The sequence below is a fragment of the Pseudoalteromonas sp. L23 genome (genome assembly GCF_021728455.1).
Taxonomy (GTDB): domain Bacteria; phylum Pseudomonadota; class Gammaproteobacteria; order Enterobacterales; family Alteromonadaceae; genus Pseudoalteromonas.
In genome coordinates, this window is the sequence record NZ_JAKKCW010000002.1 from 412,916 (window position 1) to 428,943 (window position 16,028).

The following is a 16,028-nucleotide window of genomic DNA, read 5'->3' on the forward strand; positions in this document are numbered from 1 at the left end:
ATAAGCCAAACGTTTTGTTTGGCTTAAACCAAGAACTAGGTACATGGCACCTACCCTTGGCTATCACCAGGGAAATTAAAACGTAAACCTTGCAACTAACGACGCGTAACGCTCAGTTTGTCGTAACGTTGTAATGCCGTAGTCAGGGTTAACGATTAAGCCATTTGCACCATCTAAAGATCGCTGTTCATTGATCCCAAGCGCTTTATCACTGTTTAGTAGGTTATAAACGGTGCCCTTGAGTAACAAGTCATGTCCCATAATATCTGTAGAGTAACTGAGTGATAAGTCTATCGTGGTTGCCCAAGGAAGATTACCTACACTACCGCGAGGGGCTGGGTTACCATTTTCGTCGTAATGCGAAACATGGCCATAATCTTTACTTACGCATGCATCCCAAGGGCTTCCTGCGGTACAGCTATCTATACCAACTGGGTGCTTAGAGAAATAGTTAGTCGGGCGACCTGACGACGTTCTTGCAACCAGACCCAAAGTTAACTCATCTGTGATATCGTAAGAACCTGATACTTTTATTGAATGGCGATGGTCATTCGGTAAATTACCATAGCCGTGATCCATCAGATCCGCGTAATCATAAGAAGTTGTCCAACCTGGATCTGCCTGATCGTTATCGGTTTTCACTAAACCTTCTGTATTACCATAGCTGTGTGACCAAGTATAAGAAGAATTAATCCGTAACTTGTCGGTAATATTTCCTTCTAAGGTAAATTCAAGTGCAAGATATTTACGTACTGCTTGTTGCAGGGCAAGCTCTTGTGCACTGAGTGTCACTTCATCGACTTGGCCATCGCCATCGAAGTCATAACTCATGGTGATCGCTTCACCCGGGTTATTTAGCACATAGTAAGAACCCTGACCGACATTGTCTTGGATACCGAGTTCGGCCAATTTCTTCGCAAGCACAGGACCAACATCCGTATCTTCAACACTGCGTCCAAGGTCTCGATAAATCGCTCTAACCCCAAATGCCATATCGTCAAAAACGGTGGTCTGATATCCTAAAGTCAATTCATCAGAATACATCGGCTTAAGGGTGGACGAAGCAATCAAACCGGGCTCTGTAATTCCGCGTTGACGCCAGCGTCTATCTCGAAGCATTTCCCCTCGACTTGGCGAGCCATCACTTAATAAAACAGGATAGCCATCACTGTCTACTTGATCGAGGTCGAAATACTCAAACCACTCTACTGAAGCCGAGCCTTGAGTGATGTTCATGTTGGCAGAAACAGGTTGAAAGTACCGCCCGTAAGTAAAGAAAACTTTGGATTCGCCATCACCGTTTAGGTCATAAATCGCTTGAAATCTAGGCGCAAGTTGGTTATCCATGTCTACAAACGCTCTACCGTCAGTAACGGTATTTTCAAACTGACTATAACGCAGGCCCAGATTTAACACGAGTTGGTCGGTGACTTGCCAAGAATCATTGACGTAGAAAGCAAGCGAGTTAACCTCAGAATCAACCGTCCTTGTTCTTATTCGACGTTCGATATAATCCTGACCGAGCGCAGCACCAGAAATGCTCCCTTCACCAGCGGTTTTGATTGTCCACCAGCCTTCTGCGTCTCCAAGGCCATTTTGACCTTCAAAGTGATCTACCGTAACTTTAGTATAATCAACACCGAACAAAATGGAGTGGTAATCCAAATCGATATTAAAGTCGACTCTCGCTTGATCACGGATAAACTCTTGCTCAGAAACACTGCTGGCTGTATGACTTGATAAAGTAACGAATCCCTCTCTTTCATCCCAAACACCCGGCACTGTTGATGCGACAATATTTTCAACGTTTTCGGTCACTCGGCCCACCACAGCCGACACCGAGAAAAAGTCAGAAAAGTAACCACTATAATTGACACTGTAAACCTTGCCGCCATCTTCACCAGGAGCCGCAACCCCTTGTTTATCACCAATCGCATCGCTTTCCCAGTCATAGGCATAGGTTTGCCGTGTCCATTCTCTTTTGTTATTCATGGCGGAAAAACCGATGGAATGGTCTTCATTGATGAACCAATCAACTTTTGCAAACCAGCGATCTTCATCTCGTTTTCTGTCATTGAAGGTCGTTTGCCCAGCCCAACGATTAACCTCCCGTCGAGGTGCATACAAACCATAGTAAAATAAGCTGTCCTCTATTAGTGCACCACTTGCCCAAACTTGTAGCTCTTTAAAAGAGTCGTATTCTTGCTCAGTATTAAGATTCACTGTGCCATTATCTAGGTAGTTTGAGTCGTGATAACTATGGGTTGAAGCAGGGTCTATTCTCACTTCTGCCCCTAAGTTAAATTCGTTATCCCCAGATTTAGAAATTGCGTTAACGATGCCACCTAGTGCGCCACCAAATTCAGGACTAATTCCCCCCGTTTTGATTTGAGTTTGTGAGATAGCTTCCCAAGGCAAACGAATTGAGCCTAAACCAGTTTGAATACTCGTGACATTTAGACCATTAAAATAGTAGCCATTCTCAGCCGATGAGGACCCACCGAAACTTGAGGCTCTATTAAATGAATCACCACCAGGCTCAGCTGTACCGGGTGCCAATAACGCTATACTTTCAAAGCCGGTATTTACTGGCATGACTTTAAGCTCGGCGTCTGTAAACGTTACTCCAGCAGTTGAAGAGGCCATATCCACACGTCGAATCGCCGTGCCAGTCACCGCTATCCGTTCTATGTCCTGCCCTTGTTGTAATAATTGAGCGTCTAAGATTAGCGCCTGTCCAATATTAAGCTCAACATCCTCTTCAATAACGGACTCGAATCCAGCTTTATTAATTGACACGCTGTAACGGCCAACAGGCAGATTACGCAAAATGTATTCGCCCTTGCCATTAGTTTGTACAGCAAACTTCAGTCCCTTGGATTTGTGTGTAAAGGTCAATTGAGCCTGAGATAACTCAGTACCTTGACCATTTACGATGCTCCCTTTCACAGTACTATTGCCATCTGCAGCAAATGCAGTAGAAGTCCCCAATGCTAGAGCAAGTGCTGATGCAGTGAGTGATTTACACAGTGTTTGCGCTGTTTTTTTGTTATTACGCATATTGTTGTCCTTTTGTTCCCATTGATTTGAGTGTTTTTTGGTAACGAACAAACAATACACAATTGATATATTGTATACAATATTAATTATACAATTTATATTAATAAAAGTGATAACACTATGATTTAGATAAAGATTATTTATATAACTTTTATTTCAGTCTGTTTCCTATACCACTTGTACTCAGCGTAATTATCTGAAAAAGTAGATAGAAAAAAACTTAACCAACTGAAATATAACACATTTAAAACTCAACCTAATTTTATTAGTGCCCATTCCAGTAAAATTGAATCTACTTCAATTCAGCCTTTAACTTACTCGCTTTACGCTTCATATAAATTCGCCATAACCCAATCAAATTACTCACCAAAAAAGTACTTTCTAACACAATCGCCATGGGAGAGCCGATATAACAATTATGTATCAGCCAACACACCGTACCTAACATCATCACACACCGAAATACCACTTGCTTGCGAATAAATGCACCAAATGTCAATAAAATACTACCAATAACAGCATAAAGTTCGTAATTTGCATTTAATTGTACTAAAGGTGGCACTGTATTGAGTAGTAGAAACCCGATAAGCAAGCGCTTTGACTGCAACTTGATAAACACCAGATACCTGAGGCTAGCAACCGCCATAAGCAAAGCACCAGCCATAGCATCAAGTAGATAGAAGTGAATTGCAGTGAGTGCAGTCGACAAGCTTAGTGCCAATAACACCTGCTGGCGTTTCATAAATTGAAATGAGGCGAGATCGAGTAAAACAGCAAGGGTAACCAAAACTTGAGATAATAAGAACATGACAAACTCCTAAAAGAAGCATTGTCACGGGCTGTTAGCTAACTGTAATTCACCTAAGTTAATTTTCGACCGCTATTTTCCTAAACGGTACTTTTATCGTAATTTCGACACCTTGTAATTTCGCCGTTTTACAGCGGATCTCGCCTTTTAAAAGTTGCGTAACCAAATTATAAACAATATGCATGCCTAATCCGCATCCGCCTTGATTACGTTTTGTGGTTACAAATGGCTCAAACAAGGTCTTTTGCATTGCTTCGTCCATGCCGACACCATTATCGCGGTATACAATAGTCCAGTGGCTATCTGTCGCCTCGACTAACACGCTGACTGTGCCAGAGGCACTCCCCTCAAAACCATGGATAACGGAATTGTTAAATAGGTTTGCCATTATTTGATAAACCGCGCCTGGATAGGTGGAGAGATTTACATCAGCATTCCCATCTATAGACAAATATACTTCTTTATTTTTAGCCAATGGTTTGAGTGAATCGAATACATCATTGATATATTCAAGCAGGTTAATATCACGCTCCGTCTCACTGGATTGATCTACTGCAACTTGCTTAAAGTTACTAATAAGGCTTTCTGCTCTTTGCAGATTGCGACTGATCAGCAGATAGCCTTCTTGCTGTGCATCGATGGAGGAAACCAAATCTTTTTGCTTAAGGGTTTTATTCTCAAGCTTTTCTACCAGCTCAGATAAACAATCTTCATTATGCGAAAGTGCGGTGATAGCTATACCTAACGGGGTGTTGATCTCATGCGCAACCCCCGCAACCACAACACCTAAAGAGGCCATTTTCTCGCTTTCAATTAAGTCTTCTTGCGTTTGCTTTAATTCAAACATCGCTTGCTCAAGTTTCTGATTCTTTTTATATAGCTCATCGGTGCGCATCGCAACTTTTATCTCAAGTTGCTCGTTTAACGACTGCAAGGCTTGTTGATGTGCTTTCAAATCAGCAATATCTTTCAGTGCCCCCGCTATCCGCGTTGCTCTACCATTATCATCTCGTGCAACTACCTTTCCTCTATCTAATACCCAGATCCACTCTCCCTGTTGATCTTTAACTCGAATAGACAATTCATATACGTCTTCACGGCCGTCCACACAAGATTGCAGGCGCTCCTCAAGTAACACACAATCTTTAGGGTGTACAAACTGGTCAAGTTCATCGAGGATGAGTTTATCTTGGAGATCACTAAAATCGATCCTTGGATTTACGCTGTAACGATAAATTTTACCCGACTCAACATGCCAATCCCAAAGTTCATCACCACTTGCCCACAATGACAACTCTAACCGCTCTTGTAACGCTGACATTTTCTGATTATCCCGCAGCACTTGCTGATAACGCCGTTGTCTCGCTCGAACAAATGCTGCAATGATAAGCACAATGACTAGGGTATAAAAGGTCTTCGAGTAAGCGTTCCACCAAATTGGTGCAGCGATATAAATGCTAAACTCGTGAACTGGCGACTGCATATTAAAGCGATTAACGGTATAGGTTTCTACTCGATAGGTGCCAGGCTCAAGCTGGAGTAAATTTATTTGCCTTGCTCCATTTGCAAGTTTCAGCCACTTGTCGCTTAGTCCTTTAATACGGTAATAAAAGCTCAGCTTCTCAGAGCCAAAGTCTAGACTTGAATATTGCAACGATATGATATTTTGGTCATAGCGTAATCGTAATGAGCCCGCAAGCTCTGGCGCAACAGAGAGGATCCCATCGAGACTTGGCTGTAAAGGCTCGCCCAGTAATTCGATTGTGGAAACTAAAATAGGCCGCGCGGTATTTGAAATTGATACATTCTGGGGGAAGAACTGATTAAATCCTTTGGCTCCACCCATAAAAATTCGGCCGTCAGGGGCTTTCCATGCGGCATTGTAGTTGAATTCGTGCGCTTGTACGCCGTCAATTGGAAGAAAATTATCAATGGCAAAATCCATTACATTAATGCGCGACAGCCCACCACTGGTGCCAAGCCACATATATTCATAGTCATCATAAACCAGCCCCCACACGGCTTGGTTTCCTAGTCCTTCTTGCTCTCCTATGGTTCGGACAACTTTCATTTGCTTATCAACTAAACTAATGCCCGCTTCACTTGCAACCCAGATACGTTGCCACGGGTCTTCATCTATCATAAAAACTAAATTCGACTTTAAGCCATCCTGCGTAGTCAGATTATGGAGCTGGCCTTTACTAAACTTGAACAACCCCTCACCTATAGTGCCAAACCATAAATCTTGCCCAACAACTTTAAATGAAGATACATGTGAAGGTGCATCTGAACGATTTTCGAAAAACTGCACTAGGGTTTTAGACTCCACGTCGTATCTCATTAGGCCTAGCGTCCTGGAACTTACCAAAATCTGTGATTGGTATTCGATAACATCATTAAAGCTAAGCTCAGGACCATTATTCGAGTTAGGCATCAAATGACTGTATTCCCCTTGGGTTAAAGCATACCTAACAACGCCATCACCTCTTGTTGTTACCCACAAGGTATCATCATAGATCTTTACTTGCGTGATAAAGCTTCCTTTGATTGCAGATAAACTCGGGAAAATTCGATGCGCTTCGATAAAGCTCGATTTTTGATAAATATATAAACCCGATGACGTACCTATCCAAAAGCGCTCGCTACTGTCTAGTGCGAAATTCCTAACATCAGGATGCCCCAAAGGAGCATGCGGAAAGTTTTGTTCACCAACGTGACCAAACGATTCGCTCAGTTGACTAAAAAAGTGCAGCCCCTGTGACTCAGTCCCTATCCATAAATCGCCGTTTCTATCTCGTTGAACACTAAGTACATTGTTATCTTGTAGACCATCATATTGTTCTGCACGGCGATACCAATGCCGCTTGATACTACCTTGCAGATCTAAAATAAACACTCCGGTATTGGAAGCAACGAGTATCTCATTCGCCCTTACTTTAATTTGGTGAATGCTGAGGTTTACTTTCGCACTGACCGACTTTTGCCATTGCACTTTATTGAACTGAGTGTCGAAACTAATGATTTTATCATCCGAATCAACCACGAATATCCTTCCGTGGGAAAGCGACAGTGTTTTAAACTCACCTTCCAACAGAACGTTCGCACCTACTTTGTCTTTTGGCTGACTGACTAGGCCATCTGCATTGAGGTAAACAAATGCATCCCTTGTTTCTTGGACTTCACGAACAAATTTACCAGTTAAATAAAGTTTTTCAGGCATTAAGGTTTGGTAGTTAACTCGGTAAGCATCGCCCTCTTCTGTCGATACTGTCACTGATTCACCATAACAGGCCACTTTTTTAACTCTATCGGAGCTAACCGCCTCATTCTGCGCCGCTAAGATAGAGCGAAAGGTCCCCGCTTCAGTATCGTAAATGCTAAGCCCAGTACTTGTTCCAACCCAGATATATTTGCCACTGTGGCATAGTGAGGTAATAAAGCCGCCAGAGAGATGATGTTTGGAGTTCTGCTTTACTTCAAATTGAACAAAATCATGACCATCAAAACGATTTAGGCCAGACTGTGTGCCAACCCAAATGTACCCGAGTTGATCTTGCGCAATGGCAGTGATAGTGACCTGACTGAGGCCAGAATTATAGTCATAGCGTCGCATAACCTGCGCCGTATCGCTAAATTCGGGAAAACTGGCGGCACAAGGAAAACTCGGTAATAACAACAGCAGCAACACACAAAACCATTTCAGTGTGCTGTATGGTACAACGAACAGAGACATGCGCTTGAGTAGAGTCATATAGTCGAGATGTTAGCCCGCATTATATTAACTATAGCAAAAGCGAAAAAGAGCATGTGTTTTTTGACAAGTTTAGCGCATACATGCGCTACAGAGCTAAGCTACAAATAGCTAAAATCGGTTTATTCAATTCTAAAATCTATTACCAAGGCTTATAACTCAAAATGACTGTGGATCCCCGTACCGTGCAGTAGCTCATACTTCTCTAGCAAGCCGTTTTCAAGCGTTACTAAACTAATCGCAGAGTCTGACACCAAATAGCCATGTTTTTTTAGCGATGAAGGATGCTTACTTACCGATAGCTGCCAGCGTTTCGTAAAGAGATTCAGAGGACTATATTTGGCATACAAAATCGTGTCCATCTTATCTAAAATATTGATAAGCGGCTTTGGAAATTCGTTTTTTATCCCTGATGCGGTTAGCTGCCAAATGCGGTTATCATGACGACCAAAACGAGCCTGAACCGAAAAGCAAAACGAATAATGTACATCGCCGGAGAGTATAATGGTTTCTTTAGGTGTATCTGGACGCTTAAAAATTTCAATTAGCTTTTTCGCGGCCCCTTCATGTGCCATCCAATTTTCCACATCTACCACCAACGGTTCACCACAGGTGTTAAATATGGCTTGTATGGTTTCGATTGCCTTTACCCCAAATACTGGCGCAGGACTGACCATCAATACTGCACTGTGGTCAATAAGCGTGTCTTGCAGCTCCATCAACATTTCCCAGTCGAGTAAACCACTTGGTTCATTGAAATCCTGTTCATTACGCCACCGATGTGTACGAGTATCTAGCACCACCACTTTTGGAAACGTATCTAAACAATAATGCCAGTGTGTGAATCGACGAACTTGTTTGTCAAACGCCGAAAAGTGCCATTCGTTGTCAATCAGGCTTGAATTAAAAGCTGATGTCAGCGCCCCGCTATACTCAAACGCATCATTACCAATGCCTTGAAACAGCCAATAGCTAATGATGCCATTACTGATAATGCGTCGACTCACTTTATGGTTCGCAATTGCCTGTTCCCATTTAGCCGTCAAGTTCCAATCATCGGTCACATCATGGTCGTCAAACATCATTAGTACAGGCACGTTCGCACACAACCGCTCAGCGCTAGGCAACGTTTCAACAAAGCCTTTTAAGGCGTCAAGTTCGGACTCAAATATTCGCCTAACTTTGTCGTTACCACCATCATAATGAAGCGCATCAAAGTTAACCAACTGCCAAGCAAGATGAGAGAAGTTTAACAGGTAACAGGCGACAAACTCTTCGAAGAAAATTAGGTGATTAAAGGCCTTAACACTAGAAAAGTGCGGTTCATCCTTTCGAAACCAGTAACCCGGTGAAAACTTTGAGCGCTCCTGCCATGGCGTCTTTGGTAAATATAAGTGACGATGGTAAAGCTGAGCTTGTTGATCAGCTGGTAGGTGCATTGGCAATTTCGTTTCTTTAAACAAACCCAATCGCGCTATAAGTTGGTGAATAGCCAACAACATGGCGCCGGCAACATCATCTGCATAGATCTGATCGCCAGAAAAAATACACAAGTCAGCGCCTAGCTCACCGAGTTCGCGTTGCTGCTCTTGCCACTGATCTGCAGTATGTAGACTGTCTTTTGCGTGGTGATGCGGGTTACGGCATGAGCCATGTAATATTTGCTTGAGCAAAGCAGGTATCGCAAAGCTAAGCTCTTCTCCATAACGCAGATAATCTGGCTTATACGCGGCACCGTTAATAAGCACTTGATACTCGAGCAGCTGCGCTGTTGGCAGAGCCTTCTCGCTGCATATCATCAAAAAATGCAAAAAGCAGGCTGCACCGAGCTGAAATGTCTCAACCTCACACCGACTTTGATGGGCCAATAGCGAAGCCGAAATGTCCACGGCTTCACAAGTAACAACCTGAATACAAATTTTATTCTGCTCAGCTCGGCGAACCAGCGGGCCCATCAACACCTGAGGTAGCTGATTAAGTTGTGCTACCATCTTGGCGTTTCACCAAATTAAATAAAGAGTAAAAGTTATTCGTGGTTTGCTCTGCAAGCGTTTTGTAGCTCACTCCTTTTAAGTCAGCAATATAATATGCAACGTCTTGTACATAAGCAGGCTGGTTAGTTTTACCACGATGCGGTACCGGTGCAAGATAAGGTGAGTCGGTTTCAATCAGCAATCGGTCCATAGGGATTTGCTTAACGACTTCCTGAAGCGCCGTCGCATTTTTAAACGTCACAATACCTGAGATTGAAATGTAAAAACCAAGGTCTAGTGCCTGCTTTGCCATCGGCCAATCTTCGGTGAAACAGTGCAACACGCCACCGCAATTTTGCGCATTGTGGGCTCGCATGATGTCTATTGTATCCGCTTTTGCATCACGAGTATGGATGATCAGTGGTTTTTGCAGCTGATTAGCCACATCGATGTGTCCGGCAAAGCTTTCTTGCTGTACCTGATGCGTATCTTTTGAATAATAATAATCTAATCCAGTTTCACCAATAGCAACGACTTTATCATTACTCGCCAGTTGCACTAGCCTTTCAACATCCAATTTATCTTTTTGATCCAGTGGATGTACCCCACAAGATGCAGAAACATCATCAAAATGGGCTATTTTTTCTAACATGGATGGAAATTGGTCTAGCGTCACGCTAACGCATAAAAAGTGTTCTACTTGTTTTTGTCTCGCGTTGCTGAGTACTTCTTCAAGGCTTAGGCCTAACTTTTCAAAATCGAGTCTATCTAAATGACAGTGAGAGTCTACAATCATACTGGCTCTACATGGTGTAAGTTGGTTTATCTGAATGCAAAGTCGCACCCAAAAGCTTATTTATTTTATCGTTCAGAGCTGGTGCGTCTACAAACGCAACACCAACACCCGAAGGATTAGAATTTTGTGCACCTTGCGGTGTTAACCAAGCAACCACAGCGTTGACTTCGTCCGCCTCTAGAGCGTCAGGCAAGGTAACTCTGAGCTTTAATTCTTGCCCCATATCAAAATGGGCATTGGACTTGATAAATATGCCACCGGATTTCAGAAATGGCATATAACAACGATATAGCTCATCTAAATCTTCAAAATCCGCAAGTAACTCTTGCATGCGCCACCTCTTTATAGCTGTTTTTGTAAGGCAAAAAGTAAATTAGAAATGCTCAGGTTTTGATTTAACCCTAACACATTTTTCTGTTCGTACATAAACCGATGTACTAAGCTCACTAAGTCTTGATACTGGGTAAAACTCAAACCATTCCCTTGTGTCATCGCCCCTTTTAAACGGTTGAGCAAAAAACGGGCGAATACATCACTCATTGCGCTGTGCTTTAACAAAATTTTTTCAACCGTTTGCGCACTCTCTACTGTTAATTGATTCGCCGCGTGATAAAGCGCAGTCACATCATCAAGCGCACCTTCTTGTTGCCACGCTTCGATAATAAATGGCTGTAGAGAAAATTCACCAAACCAAGGGAAATCACAAGCGACATTTTTAGCTGCCAGCCACTGCGCGGCCTCTGCTTGATTGGGCGAGTGGATAGCCACTTTATTACAACGGCTCAAAATGGTGGCAGGTAACTTACTGTCATCATCGCTGGTAACGACCAAATAACGATTAGCATTTGGCTCTTCAAGTGTTTTTAACAGCGCATTAGCGGCTGAATGGGTCATCAAATGCGCGTGTTCAATCAACGCGACTTTATTGCCACCTTGCTGCGCTGAATGGTTCAAGAAATGCGTAATCTCTCGAATTTCGTCCACCCCGATTGATTTTCCTTCAGGCACTACACTCAGTCTATCAGGATGATTACCAGCTAAGTTCAAGTTACACGGCTTACATTGCCCACAGGCAGTAAGATTTTGTGGATGTAAGCATAACAGTGCTTCTGCCAAGTGCGCCGCAAGCAGAGATTTCCCCACGCCTTTTTTACCCGATAACAGCTGAGCATGGTGCAAACGACCGTTTTGCTGTGCTCGAGCAAGATAACTTAGAGCGCCACTGTGCCAACTTGGAAGCAAATTATTCATTGCCTTCCACTGTAAGGTGTGTGGCTATCAAGCTATCAAGCAGTTCAATACTTTGCTCAAGTACCTGTGCTTTACTTTGACTGGCATCAATCACAGTAAATCGTTCAGGGTCATTTTTCGCTTGAACGAGATAACCCTCACGTGCGCGCTGCAAAAATTGTTGCTTTTCATCCTCGAGTCTATCTAGCCCCTCACCTCGCGATTTGACTCGCTTTAAGCCCTCTTCAGGGTCCAAGTCCAAAATCAAATTCATGTCTGGACGAAAACCGCCAAGCGCAAGCTGATTAATGGTTGTGATGGTGACAAGATCTAGTCCTCTTGCATAATGTTGAAAACTAAATGTTGCAGCGTCAAATCGATCAGAAATAACGACTTTGCCTTGCTCAAGTGCTGGAATAATTTTTTCACGAACGTGCTGAGCACGCGCAGCCCCAAACAACATAAGCTCCGTCATGTCTGCCATTTCGGGAGTTGAGGGATCTAGAATGATTTCTCTTATCTTCTCTGAGATCTCTGTTCCACCAGGTTCACGAGTCATCACAACTTCAATACCGCGTTGTTTTAAATGCGCTTCCAATCCGGTAATAACCGTTGTTTTTCCAGCGCCATTGCTGCCATCGCAGACCAGCATAAACCCTTTTTTCATAGCAAGGACGTACTCATCATTCTTATTTGGCTGTTATTTTATCGTGTTTTAGTGAATTATTCACGACTGAAATAGAATTGAATTGTCTAATAAATTGAATTTGTCATTCTGAAAAGAATTTAAAACAGAAAAATTTGGTCTACAATAACAAGCACATCCGATTAATTTTATATAAGAAACGCCCAATGCTGAGCAACATTAACATGCCTTTTAGGCCCGTAAAGGAAGCGTATTAATATGCCGCGTAAAATGCTCTATTTGGTGTTCATGTTACTTCTTTTGGTTTATAACCCAGTAAATGCCCGTGCAAGTGAACCGCCAGAGATAGATGTCGCGGTAGGACTTGAAAACTTTGATTTTCAGCCATTATTTGAAGAGTTTAGTGCAAAAACGGGTATTAAAGTTAATATTCTTGCTTTTAACAACAATCAGTTGAAAAGCGAGTTATTGTTGTATGCAGATGCCCTACAGTTACCGGATGCCGTGATTATTCCCAGCGATTATATGGGGTTGTCAGAACTGCAATTTTCTCAGGTGCCAGAGTCTTGGTTAAGCAAAAAGCTCACACAAAAAGTCATTGAGAATAGTAAGGTCAATGGTGAGCTTAAGGGCGTACCAATTATGTATGGCAACCATCTTGTACTCTATTACAACCGTGCACTTGTGCCACACCCTATTACCGACTTACAAACCTACGCACAGCAAACTGTTGCAGACAAACCTACGCTCGGCTGGAATTTTTATGAAATGTATTGGTTTGTGACGTTTGCGAACGCCCTTCAGCCTAATCTCATTCAGGCAGGCGTGCCACAGCTTGACACCAAAGCGATGCGCCTCGCAATTTCCAATTATCAATCACTTCTCAACAGCGGCATCATAGACGCTGATTGTGTTTACCAATGCTTAATGAATCGTTTTAAGACCGGCAAGCTCGATTATTTTGTGAATGGAATTTGGGCATATCGTCAACTTAAAGACAAGCTTAAAGACGACCTAGCCATCGCGCCTTTACCGAGATGGGGTAATTATCAGCTGATGTCTCTCGCATCGTCTCATGTACTGGCTTTTCCTGCCAATGGCATAGAATCTAAAAAAAGTCCGCATCTAAAGCAGCTTGTTGACTTTATGCAAAGCCAGAAGGTACAAGATAAACTATGGGATGAGCTCAACGCGCTGCCTGCAAACGGTGACAGCTTAGCTGAACTTATAAAACGCGACGACAAAGCACTGTCTCAACTGATCGCATCTCTGCATGAAACCTATCCACAACCGAATGAACCTATTATGGCCTATATTTGGGAAGCCATGTTAAAGGGGCTAACACGCTATTTAGGTGGTGTGTATAGTGTCGAAGAAACGACGCAATATATGCAATTTATCGTCACAAAGTCGGGACAGAATGAAAGCAAATCGCAGCATCGTTGATGAAATAAAAAGAAAAATTACGGCATTATTCTCTCTCTTCCTGGTTGTACTGGTTGCGATGGTTGGCTTTTCCTTAATGCAACAAAAAGCAACCCTAGAGCAAGAAGACGTTAAACGCACTGGCGCAAGTCTTATCAGCGATTTTAAAGCGCAAATCAATGAGCTTATCTATCAAGTTGCACCATTAAGTGAAGACCATATTTTATCTACCTTACCGAGCGATCTACTGTTTACTCAATACGCGGTTAAGGCGCTAACCAACTTAGTCGACAATACCGACATGGTAAAATCTGCGTTTATCAACGATGGCTCCGTGTTTACCGTAGAAGGATATCCTTTTAATACCCTACGTTGGAACAATTCTGTATTTAGCGAGCATGCTCACAAGGTCCTCGCGCAACAGCGACGCACATTAAAAATCGATAAACTAGTTGTCCCAGTTGAAAGCATTGAAAAAAAACCGTCTGATCAGGCCAAATTGTTTCTCGCCATTCCCCTTAGACAAAAATTATCGTCGTTAATGCGTCCTTATAAATATACGGGTGTACTATTCCTCGAAGTCGATCTTGAACCATTTTTAGGTTCCAATCAGGAAAAAGGCTCTATCTGGATCACCAGTCAAGACCTTGTGCTTGCGGGAACACATCCCTCAGATGCCACTGAAGGTGTATATCACAGTCCTATTTATTCACAAAAAGACGATTTTGTTGAACTTGATTTACAGCTACAACGAGAAGCGGAAGTATACAGTAACGATATTTTAAGCGCGGTGTTATACATTGTACTTATCGGCTTGATGCTAGTGGTATTACTTACCTGGTATTTACGCCGATTAGCAAAACGCTTGACCAATCCGATGCGCGCACTTGAGCGTCATTGCGAACGACTTAAACAGGGACATTATGTTTCTGCAACAAGCGATTTTGAATTTAGAGAGCTAAGAACGCTCCAAGTGACTCTCAACCAACTTGCGAAACAAATTAAGGAGCAGATAGGTTCTCTTGAAAATGAAAAAATAAAGGCGCAAAGCTCAGAGCGGGCAAAAAGTCACTTTTTGGCAAATATGAGCCATGAATTAAGGACGCCACTTATCGGTATTTATGGTGTATTCCAATTAATGAAGCACCATAGAAATGCAGCAGATTCCAAAGAGCTCATTGCACAGGGCATGACGTCCACAGAAACATTACTTAGCTTACTCAATGATTTACTTGATTTCTCTAAAATTGAAGCTGGTGAACTAAAAATGGAATCAGCGACGGTGGATGTCAGAAGTATTGTCAGTGAAGTTAAACAAGAGTTTGTCCATACTGCCAATGCTAAACAAATTGACCTTATTATTCATACTGAGGAGCTTGCAAATCCTTATCGACTCGGTGATTCGCTGCGTTTAAAGCAGATACTAAGAAATTTAATATCCAATGCCGTTAAATTTACCAGTGACGGCTCGGTAACCGTTATACTCCAAGATGGCGGTAAACATCTCTCCATCCGTGTAATAGATACTGGCGCTGGTATTTCCGAAGTCGCGCTAAAGAAGCTATTTAATCGATTTCAACAGGCAGACTCGTCGACTACCAGAAAGTATGGAGGAACCGGTCTTGGACTTGCAATTGTAAAACAACTTGCCGAGTTAATGGACGGCCGTGTTACGGTGACAAGTAAAGAAGGTATTGGCAGTGAGTTTACAGTTAAACTCGTACTCGATATCTGCGACGCACCAGAACAATCTGTCATGCAAGATTTGCAAGCTATACCCGCCTTGAAAGATAAAAACCTGCTACTTGCTGAAGATAATCCACTTAATCAAAAAATATTTAGCGCCATGATAAAACCAACTGAAGCGAATCTTGTCATAGCTCAGGATGGTGAAGAGGCGATTGAGCTTTATCACGAATTGAAACCTGATATCTTTTTTGTAGATATTCAGATGCCAAAAAAAGATGGCCTAAAAGTATGTTCAGAAGTCAGAGAACAGGATAAAACAACCCCACTTATTGCCGTTACAGCCAACGTGATGTCGGGAGATTTAGAAAACTATCAGCAACTTGGATTTGATAATTGCGTCGCAAAACCGATAGATATGAAAAAGCTTTATGAAGTGATAAATACTATTGTGAGTTAACGGTCAATTTCGCCCCATTTTATATGGCTAGATAATTGAATAAAGTTCATTTAAGTTACAATTGAATAACATCGTAGAATTCTTATAATCTTAGCCTGAAAGCAGACATTCACCTCCGGTAAACTTCTTCTCGTGCAACATTCAATTAGCATTCAAGTCTTTATACCATCAGCATTTTTACCTGCACTAGTTG

The 16,028-nt window shown here is 42.4% G+C and carries 10 protein-coding genes; 2 read left to right on the forward strand and 8 right to left on the reverse strand.

What is annotated here, in order from left to right:
• Window positions 1-75: 75 nt before the first annotated feature.
• The 8 genes from L3V43_RS05695 to tmk all read right to left on the reverse strand — a co-directional run bounded on the left by L3V43_RS05695 (window position 76) and on the right by tmk (window position 12,285).
• On the reverse strand, window positions 76-3,060 hold the full coding sequence (locus tag L3V43_RS05695) for a TonB-dependent receptor (RefSeq protein ID WP_237116133.1): 2,985 nt from the start codon (window positions 3,058-3,060) through the stop codon (window positions 76-78).
• A 292-nt stretch (window positions 3,061-3,352) separates the two neighbouring features.
• Window positions 3,353-3,868, reverse strand: coding sequence for a YgjV family protein (locus L3V43_RS05700; protein ID WP_237116134.1), 516 nt, complete (start codon window positions 3,866-3,868; stop codon window positions 3,353-3,355).
• A gap of 58 nt (window positions 3,869-3,926) precedes the next feature.
• Complete coding sequence (locus tag L3V43_RS05705) at window positions 3,927-7,619, reverse strand: ATP-binding protein (RefSeq protein WP_237116135.1); 3,693 nt, start codon at window positions 7,617-7,619, stop codon at window positions 3,927-3,929.
• 152 nt (window positions 7,620-7,771) lie between these two features.
• A complete protein-coding gene (locus L3V43_RS05710; protein ID WP_237116136.1) occupies window positions 7,772-9,610 on the reverse strand; it encodes an alkaline phosphatase D family protein in 1,839 nt (612 codons plus the stop codon).
• Window positions 9,594-10,388, reverse strand: coding sequence for a YchF/TatD family DNA exonuclease (locus L3V43_RS05715; RefSeq protein WP_102056738.1), 795 nt, complete (start codon window positions 10,386-10,388; stop codon window positions 9,594-9,596). Before L3V43_RS05715 ends, L3V43_RS05710 begins: the two co-directional genes overlap by 17 nt.
• A gap of 7 nt (window positions 10,389-10,395) precedes the next feature.
• Window positions 10,396-10,719 (reverse strand): PilZ domain-containing protein, encoded by a 324-nt coding sequence (locus L3V43_RS05720; RefSeq protein WP_010604673.1) that lies wholly within the window; start codon window positions 10,717-10,719, stop codon window positions 10,396-10,398.
• Between the two features lie 11 nt (window positions 10,720-10,730).
• Window positions 10,731-11,639 carry a DNA polymerase III subunit delta' gene (holB, locus tag L3V43_RS05725; RefSeq protein ID WP_237116137.1) on the reverse strand — a complete coding sequence of 303 codons (909 nt, stop codon included), beginning with the start codon at window positions 11,637-11,639 and terminating at the stop codon, window positions 10,731-10,733.
• Window positions 11,632-12,285 carry a dTMP kinase gene (gene tmk, locus L3V43_RS05730; RefSeq protein WP_237116138.1) on the reverse strand — a complete coding sequence of 218 codons (654 nt, stop codon included), beginning with the start codon at window positions 12,283-12,285 and terminating at the stop codon, window positions 11,632-11,634. The genes holB and tmk overlap by 8 nt, the downstream gene beginning before the upstream one ends.
• 237 nt (window positions 12,286-12,522) lie before the next feature.
• Between tmk and L3V43_RS05735 the strand changes: the two genes are divergently transcribed.
• Together L3V43_RS05735 and L3V43_RS05740 are read left to right on the forward strand one after the other, a co-directional pair.
• Window positions 12,523-13,710 carry an extracellular solute-binding protein gene (locus tag L3V43_RS05735; protein WP_010604670.1) on the forward strand — a complete coding sequence of 396 codons (1,188 nt, stop codon included), beginning with the start codon at window positions 12,523-12,525 and terminating at the stop codon, window positions 13,708-13,710.
• Window positions 13,685-15,835: an ATP-binding protein gene (locus L3V43_RS05740; protein ID WP_237116139.1), complete on the forward strand. Its 2,151-nt coding sequence runs from the start codon at window positions 13,685-13,687 to the stop codon at window positions 15,833-15,835. The genes L3V43_RS05735 and L3V43_RS05740 overlap by 26 nt, the downstream gene beginning before the upstream one ends.
• The last annotated feature ends 193 nt before the right edge of the window (window positions 15,836-16,028 follow it).

Coding starts and splice junctions, on each gene's coding strand:
- L3V43_RS05695 (WP_237116133.1), bottom strand. CDS start 3,060: ATGCGTAATAACAAAAAAACAGCGCAAACACTGTGTAAATCACTCACT.
- L3V43_RS05700 (WP_237116134.1), bottom strand. CDS start 3,868: ATGTTCTTATTATCTCAAGTTTTGGTTACCCTTGCTGTTTTACTCGAT.
- L3V43_RS05705 (WP_237116135.1), bottom strand. CDS start 7,619: ATGACTCTACTCAAGCGCATGTCTCTGTTCGTTGTACCATACAGCACA.
- L3V43_RS05710 (WP_237116136.1), bottom strand. CDS start 9,610: ATGGTAGCACAACTTAATCAGCTACCTCAGGTGTTGATGGGCCCGCTG.
- L3V43_RS05715 (WP_102056738.1), bottom strand. CDS start 10,388: ATGATTGTAGACTCTCACTGTCATTTAGATAGACTCGATTTTGAAAAG.
- L3V43_RS05720 (WP_010604673.1), bottom strand. CDS start 10,719: ATGCAAGAGTTACTTGCGGATTTTGAAGATTTAGATGAGCTATATCGT.
- holB (WP_237116137.1), bottom strand. CDS start 11,639: ATGAATAATTTGCTTCCAAGTTGGCACAGTGGCGCTCTAAGTTATCTT.
- tmk (WP_237116138.1), bottom strand. CDS start 12,285: ATGAAAAAAGGGTTTATGCTGGTCTGCGATGGCAGCAATGGCGCTGGA.
- L3V43_RS05735 (WP_010604670.1), top strand. CDS start 12,523: ATGCCGCGTAAAATGCTCTATTTGGTGTTCATGTTACTTCTTTTGGTT.
- L3V43_RS05740 (WP_237116139.1), top strand. CDS start 13,685: ATGAAAGCAAATCGCAGCATCGTTGATGAAATAAAAAGAAAAATTACG.